16 protein-coding genes are annotated in these 16096 nt (G+C 34.8%); 9 read left to right on the plus strand and 7 right to left on the minus strand.

Annotated features, from left to right (window positions below):
- Positions 1-7 precede the first annotated feature (7 nt).
- The 3 genes from PI85_RS01170 to PI85_RS01180 all read left to right on the plus strand — a co-directional run bounded on the left by PI85_RS01170 (position 8) and on the right by PI85_RS01180 (position 3856).
- Positions 8-751: a LytTR family DNA-binding domain-containing protein gene (locus PI85_RS01170; RefSeq protein ID WP_036119362.1), complete on the plus strand. Its 744-nt coding sequence runs from the start codon at positions 8-10 to the stop codon at positions 749-751.
- 322 nt (positions 752-1073) lie between these two features.
- On the plus strand, positions 1074-3026 hold the full coding sequence (locus tag PI85_RS01175; RefSeq protein WP_036119359.1) for an LTA synthase family protein: 1953 nt from the start codon (positions 1074-1076) through the stop codon (positions 3024-3026).
- A gap of 314 nt (positions 3027-3340) precedes the next feature.
- The gene (locus PI85_RS01180) at positions 3341-3856 is read left to right on the plus strand and encodes a DinB family protein (protein ID WP_036119356.1); all 516 of its coding nucleotides are present in this window, start codon (positions 3341-3343) and stop codon (positions 3854-3856) included.
- Between the two features lie 144 nt (positions 3857-4000).
- On the opposite strand, the gene PI85_RS01185 is transcribed toward PI85_RS01180, so the two are convergent.
- Positions 4001-4465: a DinB family protein gene (locus PI85_RS01185; protein ID WP_036119353.1), complete on the minus strand. Its 465-nt coding sequence runs from the start codon at positions 4463-4465 to the stop codon at positions 4001-4003.
- 192 nt (positions 4466-4657) lie between these two features.
- On the opposite strand from PI85_RS01185, the gene PI85_RS01190 reads away from it, so the two are divergent.
- Positions 4658-5086 carry an NUDIX hydrolase gene (locus PI85_RS01190; RefSeq protein ID WP_036119351.1) on the plus strand — a complete coding sequence of 143 codons (429 nt, stop codon included), beginning with the start codon at positions 4658-4660 and terminating at the stop codon, positions 5084-5086.
- A 59-nt stretch (positions 5087-5145) separates the two neighbouring features.
- On the plus strand, positions 5146-5463 hold the full coding sequence (locus PI85_RS01195; RefSeq protein ID WP_036119348.1) for a hypothetical protein: 318 nt from the start codon (positions 5146-5148) through the stop codon (positions 5461-5463).
- Positions 5464-5511: 48 nt separating this feature from the next.
- Here the strand turns inward: PI85_RS01195 and PI85_RS01200 are convergent, their stop codons facing one another.
- From PI85_RS01200 to PI85_RS01220, 5 genes are all read right to left on the minus strand, one after another.
- Positions 5512-5694 carry a hypothetical protein gene (locus PI85_RS01200; RefSeq protein ID WP_036119345.1) on the minus strand — a complete coding sequence of 61 codons (183 nt, stop codon included), beginning with the start codon at positions 5692-5694 and terminating at the stop codon, positions 5512-5514.
- 175 nt (positions 5695-5869) lie between these two features.
- Positions 5870-6349 (minus strand): GyrI-like domain-containing protein, encoded by a 480-nt coding sequence (locus PI85_RS23475; protein ID WP_052059885.1) that lies wholly within the window; start codon positions 6347-6349, stop codon positions 5870-5872.
- Positions 6350-6424: 75 nt separating this feature from the next.
- A complete protein-coding gene (locus PI85_RS01210) occupies positions 6425-7921 on the minus strand; it encodes a serine hydrolase (RefSeq protein WP_036119343.1) in 1497 nt (498 codons plus the stop codon).
- A 168-nt stretch (positions 7922-8089) separates the two neighbouring features.
- Complete coding sequence (locus PI85_RS01215; RefSeq protein ID WP_036119340.1) at positions 8090-9211, minus strand: hypothetical protein; 1122 nt, start codon at positions 9209-9211, stop codon at positions 8090-8092.
- A gap of 250 nt (positions 9212-9461) precedes the next feature.
- Positions 9462-10469: a nucleoid-associated protein gene (locus PI85_RS01220; protein ID WP_008180818.1), complete on the minus strand. Its 1008-nt coding sequence runs from the start codon at positions 10467-10469 to the stop codon at positions 9462-9464.
- A gap of 254 nt (positions 10470-10723) precedes the next feature.
- Between PI85_RS01220 and PI85_RS01225 the strand changes: the two genes are divergently transcribed.
- The 4 genes from PI85_RS01225 to PI85_RS01240 all read left to right on the plus strand — a co-directional run bounded on the left by PI85_RS01225 (position 10724) and on the right by PI85_RS01240 (position 15224).
- The gene (locus tag PI85_RS01225; RefSeq protein WP_235318440.1) at positions 10724-12439 is read left to right on the plus strand and encodes a spore germination protein; all 1716 of its coding nucleotides are present in this window, start codon (positions 10724-10726) and stop codon (positions 12437-12439) included.
- On the plus strand, positions 12417-13514 hold the full coding sequence (locus tag PI85_RS01230; RefSeq protein ID WP_036119337.1) for a spore germination protein: 1098 nt from the start codon (positions 12417-12419) through the stop codon (positions 13512-13514). Before PI85_RS01225 ends, PI85_RS01230 begins: the two co-directional genes overlap by 23 nt.
- The gene (locus PI85_RS01235) at positions 13511-14701 is read left to right on the plus strand and encodes a Ger(x)C family spore germination protein (RefSeq protein ID WP_082011530.1); all 1191 of its coding nucleotides are present in this window, start codon (positions 13511-13513) and stop codon (positions 14699-14701) included. The genes PI85_RS01230 and PI85_RS01235 overlap by 4 nt, the downstream gene beginning before the upstream one ends.
- 61 nt (positions 14702-14762) lie before the next feature.
- The gene (locus PI85_RS01240; protein WP_036127294.1) at positions 14763-15224 is read left to right on the plus strand and encodes an SAM-dependent methyltransferase; all 462 of its coding nucleotides are present in this window, start codon (positions 14763-14765) and stop codon (positions 15222-15224) included.
- Positions 15225-15296: 72 nt separating this feature from the next.
- Here PI85_RS01240 and PI85_RS01245 read toward each other — a convergent pair whose 3' ends face one another.
- On the minus strand, positions 15297-15986 hold the full coding sequence (locus tag PI85_RS01245) for a response regulator transcription factor (RefSeq protein WP_036119335.1): 690 nt from the start codon (positions 15984-15986) through the stop codon (positions 15297-15299).
- Positions 15987-16096: the final 110 nt, after the last annotated feature.

A 16096-nucleotide genomic window follows, 5' to 3' on the forward strand; every position in this document is an offset into this window, starting at 1 on the left:
GATTGAGATGATTGATGTTTTTATCTGCGAAGATCAAAAGGAACAAAGAGAGAAGATAGCCAGATATGTTTCAAATTATATAATGATTGAAAATCTGGATATGCAACTGGTCCTAACGACCGCGGATCCAGAAGAATTATTACACTATATAAATGAGAGTAAACGATCTGGTTTATATTTTCTTGATATCGACCTGAATCATGAAATGAATGGTATTACACTTGGCGCGGAAATCAGAAAAGTGGATCCAATAGGCGATATAGTTTTTGTCACAACGCACTCAGAACTTACTTATTTAAATTTCATTTATAAAGTAGCAGCGATGGATTTTATTATTAAAGATGATGTTGATTCAATACAAAGTAAGGTTATTAGCTGTTTAAAGGTGACAAATGAAAGAAAGCAAGTGACGAATAAAACATCCAATAAAAAATTCGTTCAAAGAATTGCAGATAAAATTATTAGTGTTAATTTTGATGAAATTATGTTTTTTGAATCCTCTCCATTACATAAAGTTGTTTTACATTTGGATAATCGTCAAGTGGAGTTTTATGGGAAACTGAAAGACGTAGAAAAAGAGTATGAAAGTTTCATTCGTTGCCATAATTCCTTTGTAGTAAATATCGACAATATTCAGGAAGTGGATTTTAAAAAGAAAGAAATATTAATGAAAAACGGAGAAATTTGTTATGGGTCAGCACGAATGATTAAGGCTGTACAGAAAAAATTAGAAATGAATGTTATCGAATAAAAGTATGTTGATTAAAAATGGATGAATTTAACGGAAATAGAAAAGGTAGAATCATTACTTAAAATATCCGGTAAATGCTAGTTAAAAAAACTAACAATTACCGGATATTTTTATGCCAACATTTGTGTTAATTAGTAATGATTATACGAATTGTCTATTATGATGCCTAACAACTTGACAGAAGTCTAAATGGGGAGTACTATACATTGGTCGCGAAAAAAGCTATCGTGGCGTAACATTATTTTAAATGCCATGCAATACTTATAATATACGTTAATAGACATCAAGATTAAATTCAATAAGTACAAGGTAGGTGCAAGAAATGAGAAATTTATTTAGTAAAAAAGACGACCTATTGAACAACTTTTTTGGAATATATGTAGTAGCTGTTTTAATGTTATGGATTAAAACATACATCTCTCAACAAACACAATTTGACCTAGGTGTAGAAGGAGTAATTCAACAATTCCTTTTACTATTAAATCCACTTGGTTCAGCCATGCTATTTCTAGGATTTTCATTTATCTTTAGAGGAAAACGAAAATATACATCACTTGTTGTAGTGTACACGCTGATGTCCATTCTTTTGTATGCTAATATTGTTTATTACCGATTTTTTAGTGATTTCATTACATTGCCAACACTTTCTCAAACGCAGAACTTTGGTGATTTAGGTGGTAGTGTTCTTTCTTTATTAAAACCATATGATATCTTGTTCTTTGTTGATGTATTCGTAATGTTCTACCTACGATTCTCAAAAAGAATTCAAAAAGATACAAAACGTTTTGGCTATAAAAAGGCAATGGCGATCATTACATGTGCATTAGCTATTTCTATTCTTAATTTAGGGTTAGCTGAGGCTAATCGTCCGCAGCTATTAACAAGAGGTTTTGATAGAAACTATATTGTGAAATATTTAGGAATGTATAACTATACGATTTATGATTCAGTAGAAACGATGAAAGCATCTTCACAAAGAGCTTTAGCGGATAGTAGTGATATTACAGAAGTGATTAACTATACTAAAGCCAACTACGCAAAGCCTAATGCTGATTATTTTGGGAAAGCAAAAGGAATGAACGTGATCTATTTACATTTAGAATCATTCCAAAACTTTCTTATCGACTATAAATTAAACGGTGAAGAAGTTACACCATTTTTAAACTCATTAGCAAAAGATAAAAATACATTGTATTTTGATAATTTCTTCCATCAAACTGGACAAGGTAAAACGTCAGATGCAGAATTTATGCTAGAAAATTCTTTATTTGGGTTACCGCAAGGTTCTGCTTATATTACAAAAGCACAAAATACGTACCAGGCAGCTCCTAGTATTTTAAAAGATTATGGTTATACATCAGCTGTATTCCATGGTAATAACGGAAGCTTCTGGAACAGAAACGTGATTTATAAATCCTTTGGCTTCGATAAGTTCTATGATGCTAGTTATTATAATACGGGCACTTCAGGTGATATGGCTGAGTATGGATTATTAGATAAACCATTCTTTGAACAATCTCAAAATCTTTTAAGCTCTTTACCACAACCGTTTTATACAAAATTAATTACGGTTGGGAATCACTACCCATATAAAATGAATCAAGACTTAGTAACAATCGATAAAGCAAATACAGGCGATGCAAGTGTTGATAATTATTTCCAAACTGCTCGCTATGCAGATGAAGCAATCGAACAAGTTTTCCAACAATTAAAAGAATCAGGTTTATATGATCATTCGATGATTGTTCTATATGGCGACCATTATGGTATTTCAGATAATCATAACGCAGCCATGAGTCAAGTAATTGGAAAAGATATTACACCATATGAAAGTGCTAATTTACAACGCGTTCCATTATTCATTCATGTTCCGGGTATGGAGGGTGGTACTAACCATACGTATGGTGGGCAAACAGACCTTCTTCCAACGTTATTACATTTACTAGGAATTGATACGCAACAATTTGTTCAATTTGGATCTGACCTATTGTCAGAAGAGCACCATGAAATTGTGCCATTTAGAAACGGTGATTTTGTCAGCCCAAAAATCTATGCAGTGAATGAAAAATTTTATGATAATGAAACAGGTTTACCACTAGATGATAGTCAATTAGAGTCTGCGAAAACAATTAAGAATGAAGTAGATCTTAAATTGCAACTATCTGATAAAGTCGTGAATGGTGACTTATTGAGATTCTATAATCCAACAGGGTATACGCCAGTTGATCCTTCTCAATATAATTACTCCAAAGAAGACGATGTAGAATCGAATTAATGGTAATCCTTTGCTAGGCAGGTTAAGAAAATGAGTAAGGTATCAAGGAGAGTATGTTTGAGTGCTCAGCTGATACCTTCCCATTAGCTTGACCTGTTTTTTTATACCTGATGATTCAGCACTAAGTAAAATAAATAAGGTAAACCTTACAGCCACTACGGTTGTAAGGCTTTTTATTTTTTTGTAGAAAAGATGCTGTGATTTTAATGCCACTAAACGAGTATTAGCAATAATAACGCGAAAATGGAGGAAAACTATTCATATATGAAGAAGTAGTAAAGGGCTATTATATTATTTTCAAGAGGGGGATTATTTTGCAATTATTGTTTAAATATAATTGGGTGGTAAGAGAAGATTGGTTCCGTTGGTGTGAAGAGTTGACTGAAGAAGAACTTTTAGAAAATCGAACAGGTGGTATGGGTAATATTCTACATACACTCTTCCACATAGTGGATGTAGAGTGGAGTTGGATACGCGTATTACAGGGTAAAGAGGATTTTCAGGAGAATTTTGATGACTATAAAAGCCTTGAAAAAGTTCGGAAATTAACAGAAGAGTTTCATTTAGAAGTAGCAAGCTTTGTAAACAAATGGGATGCTAGTATGGAAAAGCGTTTACTTCATCTTCCATTAGAGGATGGAACAATCGAGACGCATACATGGGGTGAAATCATTCGCCATACTATTGCACATGAAATTCACCATATAGGACAATTATCAATTTGGGCTAGGGAGATTGGGAAAAAGCCAGTTTCTGCAAACCTAATTAGACGAGGGCTATCCTCAGCATTCGTGGATTCGGTAGATGCACTTCAAGCAGACTCAAAATAAAAAGCCACTCAGATGAGAGGCAATTGTCTTTGAATGGCTGAATTGACCAGTGATAAACCTCTCTCTTTAGGGTGAGGTTTATTTTAATGGAATTCGTTCCGTATTCTTTACAGAATGGGTGCCAAAATATAATCTAAATAAATACTATTTTTTCATCTTACGAATATATGCTAATTGTCCAATATGGTAGGCATTATGAGTGGCGGCATTGGAAATAATAGCCCACCATTCGGCCTTTACTGGATAACCATTTACATCAGATAGTAGTTGCTCCTCTTCAAGAAGTTCCTGCCACTGAAGTAGCGTTTTTAACAATTTATCCTTTAGCTCCAAGAAAGTGACCTCATCTTTAAGAAGAAAGGTATCATCATTGCTTTTAACTTGTGGACTTGCTTGGACATGATTTTCCTTATATCTGATTTGCCAAGTTTCATTCCAATAAATGAGATGTTGGACAATTTCAGCGATACTATGACTGGATTCATCGGGTTTCCAAAATGCGTCTTCCTCAGACAGTCCTTCAACTACTTCATGAAATGACATATACCAGCTACGATCATTTGCATTTGCTAGAAGCTGATCTAATAAAATAGTTTTAGCATCCATCATTCACGTTCCATCTCCTTCCTAGTATACTTCTTACTAGTTTATCATGTTAATAACTGGTCTGAAAACAATACATCAATGCGAGCTATATCTGTACAAAACATTCGCATAAAAGACTTTTGTTTACGATAGGCGAATTGTTATAATAAAAAAATGCACCTAGGACATAGCTAAAAAAGGATTTGGAGGAAAAAAATGAATAAAAAGCAAATTATAGCAAAAGCTATTTGTGTATTTAGAAAAGAAGATGCAATACTTGTCTGTGAAGGCTTTGATGAAGTAAAGGGGACATTTTATTATCGACCAATAGGCGGAAAAATTGAATTTGGTGAGACGAGTTCGAAAGCGATAAGGCGAGAAATATTGGAAGAAATCGAAGCGAGTATTACTAACTTAAAGCATGTAGGTACAATCGAAAATATATTTACATATAATGGTGATGATGGGCATGAAATAGTGTTTGTCCATGAAGCAGATTTTATTGAAATGTCCTTTTATGAAAAAGATTCTTTTTGGGGGCAAGAAGATAATGGTATACGCTTCAAATTGCTGTGGAAGCCCATTAGTGAATTCTTAAATAATAAATATAATTTAGTTCCAGATGGATTATTCGAATTGCTCTAGCTTTTACGTAATGGCTTGTATAAGTATCATATGAAAACTAAGTTTAATGGGGGGAGGACATGAGTAAAACTAGACTATTTGTGATGTTCTTATTATTTGCATTTGTAGGCTTATTTGTAGCCGGTTTTTATTCTATTAATCATGTACAAGTTGAAAGCACCTATCTACTTGAAGAACAAAATATTGTCGAAAAGAACGGCCAATATTATTTGTTAATTGATGACCGAGAGTTGATTTTATCAAAGAACTTTTACGAAAAAATACAATTAGAAAAGTATAATGAATATAAAATTAATTATGTATATAATCGTTTAATTAATAATGATGGTGAAGTGGTGAAGCTTAAAAGATATGGTGAACAGCCATGGGGAAAATAACAAAGCGCTATGTTCAGCGTTAATTTTCATTGATAATGATTCACGACATTAAGATAGATCTGCAATTAATCTACCTACACCTCTAAACAACCAAAAAATTAATCTGAATGGCAATAAAATCAGCTCTGGTAACCAACATAGCACATCTTGAAATAATTCAAATAGGGAGTACTTATTATGTTTTTTGCTTTTTCTCGGTTTTCTTTTTTTACTTTGCCACCATTCATTCATAAAACAAACCCCGTTTCCAAAAATTCAGTCGAATCATATAACTTTTATTAAATAAATTTACGTTCCAGATTGGATTTAGTTTCATTTTTTGTATCCTTTCATTATTTTAAAATAGCCAGTTACTCATGACTATTCGAGTAACTGGCTATTTATTTAATCCATGGGGTTAAGGAGATTATAATGGTATATAAAGTTTAATAATATGATTATGATTGTTCATAGCTGCTAGTTCATCCCATTGTTCGATATCAAATGGTCGCGGGGTTACATAGTTATGGTCTTCTAACCAATCATTCATAGCCATATAAGTACTATCGATATTTTCCTCAGGTCCTTGGTGCTTAAATACTAAAAATTCACCGTTAGGAATGGTATGTGTAATCATAGCGTTTGGTACAAATGAAAAATCACTTACTTCCACTGCTACAATATGTGTATAAGGGGTGTCAGGTGTCCATTCTTCTTCATCATATAATTGGATAAGAAAAATGCTATTATCTATCCTATTTTTGATGAAAGGAAGTTGAATTAAAACTTGTTCTCGTAGATTTTTTACAATGTTTAATTGAATGTCCTCGTTTAGACTGGCCTTAGTAGAAAATCCTATGAAATTCATCCTTTGTTTATGGACCTTTTCAACATCTTTTAATAACATTTACTCACTAACCTTTCTATTTTAGAATATCCTAGCAAAAGCTTGTTGGTATATAGTCCAACATTCCATAGACAATTAATCTAGTACTTTCCTTTTTGTCATAATGAGTATAATCCACCATGTTAAATATAGAATACAAGCCATTATAATGCTAACCAATAATACCGACATAGAGGTCGGTGCCCACACCTTAATAAAGGTCCAATTTAAACCGCCAAGTAATACTTCTGGCGCCATAATAATTGCTGTTATCAGGATGGCAACGAGTAATGAATGGAATATTAATAAAATTATTCTCTTTTGAGTTAACTGAGTCAATTGGCGTCTTTTTTTATACATGTTGGTGGCCGTTTTGATTAAAAGATAGCAAAGGATTAGACAGATACCTATTATAATTATACTTATTATCGTGACGATTTTATCTAACTTTTGATAGCTAGTAGCATGTTGGGGAGCCGTCGTTTTACCCTCCCATAAATCCATGATTCCTTGGCCGATAGCAGCTGTCGAGCTTGTATTCATATTGGCTAAAATCGCAACCCCTATTTGCTCATCAGGCTGCATCATGAAATACGATGTAAACGTCGGATTTTCTCCAGCATGGTAAATGTATGGCTTGTTTTCATGGTCAACCACTGCCCAACCAGTAGCATAATAAGTATTTGTATCAAAAGGTTCTACAGAGTGGTCAGGGGTATGGGATTCTTTAATGGTGTTAGCGTCAATTGAATAAATGTCACTATTGCCTAACTGTAATTTCAACCATTTTGCAATATCATTTGCGTTACTGATGATATAGCCAGCAGGGATATTTCCGCGGTAGATAGGAGCTGTAAAAGGTCGTTCTTTCATAAGCCCTATTTTATAACCCGAAGCCATATGAGGGGATTCTACTTGATGAATTCCTACAAACGATTCATACATACCAATAGGTTCTAAAATTTTATGTTTGACGTATTGATCATAGGGCAGTTTGGATACTTGTTCAATGATTAGTCCTAACACATCGTAATTAATCGTTGCATACTCAAAAGAGCTTCCTGGTTTTCGATTTAATGTTTGATTTAGTAATGTTTTGACCGTTTGTTCAAGGGCGTTTTTGTCTGTGCTTTCTGGAATTTGAACTATGGAATTAGAAGGAATTCCACTTGTATGTGACAGTAATTGCTGAATCGTTATAACTTCTTTTTTTCCATTATAGGTTAACGTTAACCATGGGATATATGTTTGAATATCATCTGAACGTTTTAGTACACCCCTTTTTTCCAATTGGAGAATGGCAAGGCCAGTAAAGGCTTTGGATGTGGAGCCTAGCTCAAAAAGAGTATCTGAAGTGACGGGTGTCTTTGACTTCGTATCTGCATACCCAAATCCTTTTTGATAGACAGTTACCCCCTTATTAACAATAATTACTGAAAGGCCAGGGATTTTACTAAGGGCTCGTTGTTCCTCAATAAAGTGTTCAATTTTACGGATTTTTTCTTCGGATGTTGCATGTGCGAATTGTGGTAACATCGTACAAAATACTAGTATTACAGCAATCATCACAGATTTTTTAATAAATAGTGTCATGCTCATTTCTCCTTAACATATAAATTGCTTGTTACAACAAGGATTACTATATCAAGCAATTTATGGTCCAGCTATCGATTAACATGACTATTCCATGGAGTACATGACAATTTTGTCATATAAGAGAAAAGGGCTACTCCTATAATAAATAGGAGAGCCCTACTAATATTATTTTGTTTGTTCTGGAAGTAAATCGTTCCCGTGAATGATTAACTTCGATGCCGAAATCAAAATGTCTCTATTTGCCAAATAATAGGGATCTAAAATTTTATAAAAGGCTTCCCATTGGGCAGCAGCCTTTTCATCTTCACCTTTTTGATCTAAGGCATTTGCTTCTTCATAGAGCTGTTTTAATTTTGTGTAATCCGATTTGCTAATGTCAAATTCGATATCTGACATATATTCTTCAAAGGAAATTGGCTTATAATATGAATTAATGACTTCGTAGAATTGATCCCATAGCTTGATGGAAAGCTCTTCGTTTTTATCTTTATCGGCTTTTTGAGCCTCCTCATAAATCGCCTTTAGCTTTACGAGATCCTCCTTTGTTATGTCTAAATCCATATCAGCCATATACTGCTCAAACGTTATTGGAGGATATAGCTCTTGGAAGTATGCCTCTAAAATAGTAAAGATTTTATCTATTTTTTCTTGTGCCTCATCTGATTTATCTTCTTTAGTGAATTTAACCCAATCATCATAAAGTGCTTTAAGCTGTTCTTTATCTTGTTTTTTGATGACGATGTTTTGCTCAGCAAAAGTAGCTTCATTAATGAATTCTTCAAAAGGCTCAGGCTGCCAATTTGCCAATTCATAAGGTCTTGTAATTTTATTCATGGCCTGATAAACGCGGTCCATTTCTTCATAATTCTCTTCTTTTTCTGCTTTTTTCATGTCAGTGAAGAGCTTTTCTAATTGAACTAACTCTTCTTTTGTGACTTCTTTAGGTAAGCTTTTTTTATACACATCAAAAGTATAGAAATCTGAGTAATCTTCTACAATGCTTCCTTCAACAGCGATTTCCTGTCCTTCTACTAGCTTTAATTGTTCGATTTGCTTGTCAGAGAATTTGTGTAAGCCAATAAAATAATTTTTGCCGTCAGTTCCTTTAATAGAAAGGCCATCGCCATCAAAGTACTTAATGGTACCTTTTATCTTTTGTTCTACTTGCATAGTGACTTGTTTAGTTGTATCAACTGATGTTGCACCAGCTTGAAGCGGGGTCATTACGGCCATTCCTAGTGTTAATGCGGAAGCTAAAATCCAAGTTTTCTTAAAAGGTTTTTTCATCTTTATCCATTCTCCTTTAGGTTAACTTCTGTTACCAATTATTAGACGTTTTACCAAAAGAAAAAGTTTTATCTTCTTTAAGAAAAATTTAAAAAGAATATGGTGGTGGTTGCTAAGGCAAAAAAGGCATCCCTTTTTAAGGGAATGCCTTTTTTATAATGAAATAAGGGTAAGCCATTGATTTTCACTAAGCGATCAAGCGATAGCACTATAACCATCGAGCGTGGACTTCTCGAAAGGCGTCCCTTATTTATATTTCATCCTGGAAATAAATTTTATAAAATTTTCGATTTGTTGCTTCATCATAGCCAACTTCAATCAGCTCATCTATTTGATCTATATGCTGAATATTGACTTGAATTTCAATATTGGAATCAAGCTTTATTTTGCGTTTATATTTCTTTTCAGCTTTTTCTAGTGCGCTGTCAGAAATAACGGTTTCATAAGGTTTGACTGAATTGACGAGGATATCCTTTTGGGTAGCATCCGCTTGCTCAAATACGGTGTCAATATAATGGTCAACTTGAAATTCCTCTTCATTTCTAAAATAATCTAACGTTTTATTTAAAAAGCCTAGCTTCTCTGTGTTCGAGTAATTCTCTTCTTTTAAAATATACTTTTTGCATTCATTTAGCGCTAAATCAGTTTTATGGTAATGCTCATCTGCTGCTTTAATTTTTAAAAATCGTTCCTGCCAGTAGACGATATCCTCTTTTCGCTTCGTCTTTATAAATACAGCAGGGGGTTGCTCTTGTCCCATATCTACGATGATCGCCATATTATTAATTTTTTTCACATTAATGCCATCCACACCGTGAATGATCATTTTATTATTGTCATTTTTGACATCTAAAAACATTTCTTTTTCATCAATTTTAACAATGGCAATGACCTTTTTAACCTCATTTAATAGAAAACAATTTTCAAACAGGCCAATAAATAGCTCCCCGCTTTTAATATTTGGGTGCTGGGATACACTATGTAAGTGCTTCGCCATATTTTGAGATTGTTCAAGAAAGCTACTGTCCTGCTCGAATATTTTTTTGGAATAGGCAAAAACTTCATTTAGCGCAATATCTGTTTCATGGAAAAATTCATATTGCTGTTCGAGCTCTATTTTACTAAATGCAAGCTGTGTAAAGGCAGCCTCTAGCATGAGCTCTGGCTGTGTAAATTCCTCTTCTCCTAAAAGAAGTGTCGACTCGCTCAAAAAATGGATACTATAATGGGCTAATTTACTTTCATTAACTTCTAGCATATATGTCACCTTCTAATTTTTCATAGTAGCTAGTATACCATATCTTATTTTGTAGATTTCAATGATTCGAATAAATAAAAGGGGATATAAAGGGCTGAGGAAATCTCATGAATCATGAAGCTAACAATACACCTCAATATGAGCACATTGTCATGGAAGAATGTGACGTTTAGAAGTTTAAAATAGGGCTGCTTAGATAATGATAAAAACATGTAGTAATTCTTTGTACGATTGTATTAAAGAGGGTGATCATTATGTGGGAAAAGATACTATCCTACATACCACATTGGCAAGTTTTTATGCAGGGTTTTTTAGCATTCATTATTCCATTCTTGATTTTCAAATTATTTAATGGCTTAATACTTGAAAAAAAGAAGAATGGCAAGATCGACATGAAGGAGTACACGAACCAAAAGGAAGTAGATCAGCCATCTAGTCAAGAAACAGTCGACCCGCTAACAGGTGATTTTAACAAAGATGTTGAACGAATAAAAAAAGAAATAGGGCATAATTGGGATGCCCACTTTAGAGAGTTTCACATAGGAAATACTGATATTCGTGCGGCCATCGTTTTTCTGGAAGGACTGGCAGATAAAATGCAAATTGAAGAGCATATTTTGACTTCGATTATGGAGCGTTTTTCGGACACACCCGCATCTGCTTTAACAGAAAACGGCAATCTGCAGAATCTCATGAAAAATAATATACCTATCGGTGATGTGCTAGAAGAATCAACGATACAAGGAACAATCAGTAAAGTATTAACAGGATATACAGCTTTATTTGTAGATGGTATGCCTAATGCTTTATTACTTTGTACGATAAATGGCAAGACGCGAAATATTGAGGAGCCTATTTCAGAAGCTGTAGTTAGAGGGCCAAGAGTAGGCTTTACAGAAAGATTAAGTGACAATACAGCTCTTCTAAGACAGCAAGGTGAAAATCAGCAATTATCTATCATTCAGATGTCGGTGGGGGAGAGGGTAAAAAAGGAGCTAGTCATTGCCTATATGGATGAGATAGTAGATCCAGAGTTGGTGGAGGAGGTAAAAAAACGGATACAAACAATCGACCTTGATAACCTATTAGAATCGGGTTATATAGAGCAATTAATTGAAGATAATTTTCTGAGCCCTTTTACACAAGTGCAGAACACGGAGCGTCCTGATCGAGTGTATGGGGCATTAATGGAGGGGCGAGTTGCCATTATATTAGATGGCACACCATTTGCTTTAATTGTACCAGTTACCATTAATATGCTACTACAATCGCCGGAAGATTATTATGAACGATGGTTTGCTAGTTCGCTTATTCGTCTTCTACGATACTTAGCAGCAGGGATTACTCTTTTTGGTCCATCCATGTATATTGCTTTTGTGTCGTTCCACCAGGGATTAATCCCAACTAAGCTAGCCCTGTCCATGATGTCCACAAGGGAAGGAGTTCCATTCCCTGCGTTAATCGAGGCACTTATTATGGAGGTAGCAATCGAAATTTTACGAGAAGCTGGACTTCGTTTGCCCAAGCCGATAGGTCCCACAATGGGGATCGTCGGTGGTCTTGTTATTGGAGAAGCCGCCGTCCAAGCCGGGATTGTAAGTCCAATTATGGTGATCGTTGTTGCTTTAACCGCTATTTCATCCTTTGCCATCCCTCAATATAACGCTGGGATTACATTACGAATGCTCCGATTTGTGGCCATGTTTTTCGCTGCAATATTTGGTCTTTACGGGGTCATTTTATTTTTCCTGTTCCTGTGCAGTCATTTAGTGAAGCTGAAAAGTTTTGGTGTTCCTTATGTTAGTCCGACTGTCCCATATAGAGCAGGGGATTGGAAAGATTTTATGGTACGTATGCCATTAATGATGATGAAACGCCGACCAAAATTATTACAGCCAAAAGATTCTGTTCGTAAAGGGGAAATACGAGGAAAGGAAACTAGTAGCCATGATGACCAGTCCAAAAGATAAAATTACGACGTCCCAAACAATAATCATTATTATTAATTATATTCTTGCAACTGGCATTCTCACCTTGCCTCGTGCCTCGGTAGAGAAGGTGAAAACACCAGATGTATGGATTAGTGTTTTTTTAGGCGGTCTTGTTGCCATGATTGCAGGTGTAATTATCGTCAAGCTAAGTCAACAATATCCAGACAAGACATTTTATCAATACAATCAAGATATTGTTGGGAAATGGCTAGGTTGGTTGATTAGTGCGCTTGTCATTACTTATTTCTTTACGATTTCTGCATTTGAGGTTCGAATCATGGCTGAAGTAACCTCCCTCTTTTTATTGGAGGGAACACCCACATGGGCTATTATTCTGCCTTTCTTATGGGTGGGGCTCTATTTGGTGAGTGGTGGGATAAATTCGATCGGTCGCTTATTCGAAATTATATTTCCCATTACCTTTGTGATTTTCTTACTTGTTGCTTTTTTAAGCTTAGGAATCTTTGAGATCGATCATCTTCAACCTGTTTTAGGGATGGGAGTCGTTCCGGTATTGAAAGGAATCAAAACGGCGACATTAGCGTTTCTAGGCCCTGAGATTATGCTGCTCTTAGTGGCATTTATGTACCCATCTGATAAAAAGAAAGCAGTCAAAGTCGTCTTAGTAGGCATAGCGATTCCATTACTTTTTTATGTAATTACAGTTGTCATGGTGATAGGCGCTCTTTCTATCGAAGGGGTCATGACCAGAACATGGCCAACAATCGAACTCATGCGGAGTTTTGAAATTCCAGGGTTAATTTTTGAGCGCTTTGAATCATTTTTACTTGTTATATGGATTATGCAAATCTTTGCTACGTTCACCATTACCTATTATGCTGCTGCTCTAGGATTATCTCAGCTTTTTAAGAAAAGCATGCACCCATTTCTATATGGGCTATTACCGATTATTTATATTATCGCGATGATTCCAAAAAATATTAATGACTTATTTCAGTTTGGCGATAAAATTGGTCATGCTGCGTTATTTTTATTTGGTGCACTACCCATAACCTTACTCCTTATATCAAAACTGAAAGGCGATAAAACATGATGAGACTCTATCAATATTTGCGTATTTCTCTTATGGTAATGGTATCTCTCCTACTTACAGGCTGCTGGAGTAGTAAAGAGATTGAGGATTTAGGATTGATTGTTGGTACCTCATTAGATTTAGCAACAGGAGAGGCTACGACTGAGGAACAGACAGAGGCTAAATATGCTAATAGAACATTGCTTACCGTTACCAATCAATTGGTCACTTCTGAGACAACTGTTACTGGAATGAAAGATGGAACATTACGAGAAAAGGCATATAAAAACGTTTCTGAAACAGGGGATGTTGTTTTACCTACTTTACGAAATATGCTATTAAAGTCAGACAAACATTCATTTGCGGAGCATTCCAAGGTCACCATTATTGGCGAGGAACTTGCTAGCACCATTAACCTGCAACAATTGTTGGACTTTTTTCTAAGAGAGCTCGAAATACGACCAAGCGGACTTCTTCTTATTGCTCAGGGACGGGCAAGTGATACACTTGAAACGAATGAACCAACGAAAATCCCTGCCTTTCAATTGGTAGAGATGATGGGGGGGCATGAAAGAACAACTAAAATTTTGCCACCTATGACCATTGCGAAATTAGAAGGAAAATTATATTCGGATTCAAGCTTTTTATTACAAAACGTTATTTCAGAAGATGGAGAAGTAAAATTTGTAGGAGCTGCTGTCATTGATGGGAAAACTAAAAAGCTTCGAGGTTTTCTGAATGAAAGTGACTTAGAGGGTATTTCATGGATCACTGGGAAGGGTGAAGGAGGTTTAGTAAAGAGTTTTGATGAAGAATCGAGCTCACCTATTGTTTATGAAATCATGTCTATGAAAAGTAAGATTGTACCAAAAGTAGATGGTGACCATATTTCTTTTACAGTGAAGATTCAATCTGAAGGAAGAATTGCTGAACATTGGGTACTGTCAGATAAAGCATTTAATAATAAATTTTTAAAAAAAGCGGAGAAAACAATCGAGCAAGAAATTGAACGATTAGTCATGAAAACGTCGGAAAAGCTTCAACAGGAATATCAAACAGATGTTTCAGGATTCGGCAATAAATTAAGAATTAAGTATCCAAAAGAATGGGAAAAGATAAAAAAAGATTGGGATGAGATATTTAGTGAGGTACCTATAAAATGTGAAGTGAAGGTAACCATCAAGGATTATGGAACGTCGGGTGATTAATATGTTAATCACCTTTTTTATTGATTCCTATATACTGGAATTAGGAAATGGGGATGATGGAATGCAATATATGATTCAACCAGTTGCTACAGTTAGCAATAGCCGGAAAACAATAAAAGATGATCATTGGGGAGAAATTAATTCAACCATTGAACTCTCAGAAAATTTGCATGAAGAGTCGTTGAAAGGAATAGAAGATTTTTCTCATATTGAAATCATCTTTTATTTTGATCAGGTTTCAGACGATCAAATTCAGTATGAAGCAAGGCATCCAAGAAATAATCAAAACTATCCAAAGGTCGGCATTTTCGCACAAAGAGGGAAAAATAGACCTAATAAAATAGGCATTACGATGGTTGAATTGGTAGAGGTCAAACAGAGGACTTTGATTGTAAAAGGACTTGATGACATTGATGGGACGCCTATTATAGACATGAATCCAGTGATGAAAGAATTCCTACCGAAAGGAGTTATTAAACAGCCAGCATGGTCAACGGATTTAATGAAAGCATATTGGGAATGAATGTAACTAATGTGATAACTGCTTATTTTTGATTCAGATGTAGGTTAAAGGGGGAGTGGTCTGTTCCCCCTATTAAATAACTCCCTCTTGATATAAAATACTGATGGCATGAGTGCGATTTTTGGCCTGTAACTTTTTGATGGCGGATTTTACGTATTGATTGATCGTTAATTCACTTAAATTCATAAAATCAGCCATTTCCTTCGTGCTATCTCCTAAAGCAATCTGTCTCATGACCTCTAATTCTCTCTTACTAAGTATACTTTCCTTTTTATGGTCTCTAGCTTGAATGATGAGCTGACCAATCACATTGCCAAAGGCTGTAAAGTCATCTAGTAGCTTTTCAGTTATTTCATCCATATCTATTTGTGTACTGCAAATATAACCAAATACATAATGTCCAATAAAGATAGGAACAATTAAAAAAGCGTTGTTTTGAGAGGGGATGGAATATTTAATACTAATGTTTTTTAAATAGTCCATGCCCGTACAAAATTTAGCTTTTTTCTCAACGATAGCTGTATAAATAATAGGGAAGCTACGTATTTCCTCACGAATTTCTCCGATATGACTGCCACCCTCTTCATTTAAAAAAATAATACCTTCAGCGACAAAGCCTATCGGTGAATACCTTAATAAATAAGCATCCTTAATCGGAAAAGAATCTAGATATACCTGCAAAATGTGAATCAACAACTCTTCGTGATTGGAATAGTTTTGCATAGTGTCGAAACGTTTTTGAATGGTATAGAGATTGGACATGACCTATCCCCTTTTTTAAGTATATACTACGCTTAAAATAAGGAATTTTCAATATTTTCTGTAAGTTGTAGCATTTATGTTAAGAAAAGCTATTTTTTTCTTAATGTTCA

Source organism: Lysinibacillus sp. A1, from assembly GCF_000801965.1.
Taxonomy (GTDB): Bacteria; Bacillota; Bacilli; order Bacillales_A; family Planococcaceae; genus Lysinibacillus; species Lysinibacillus fusiformis.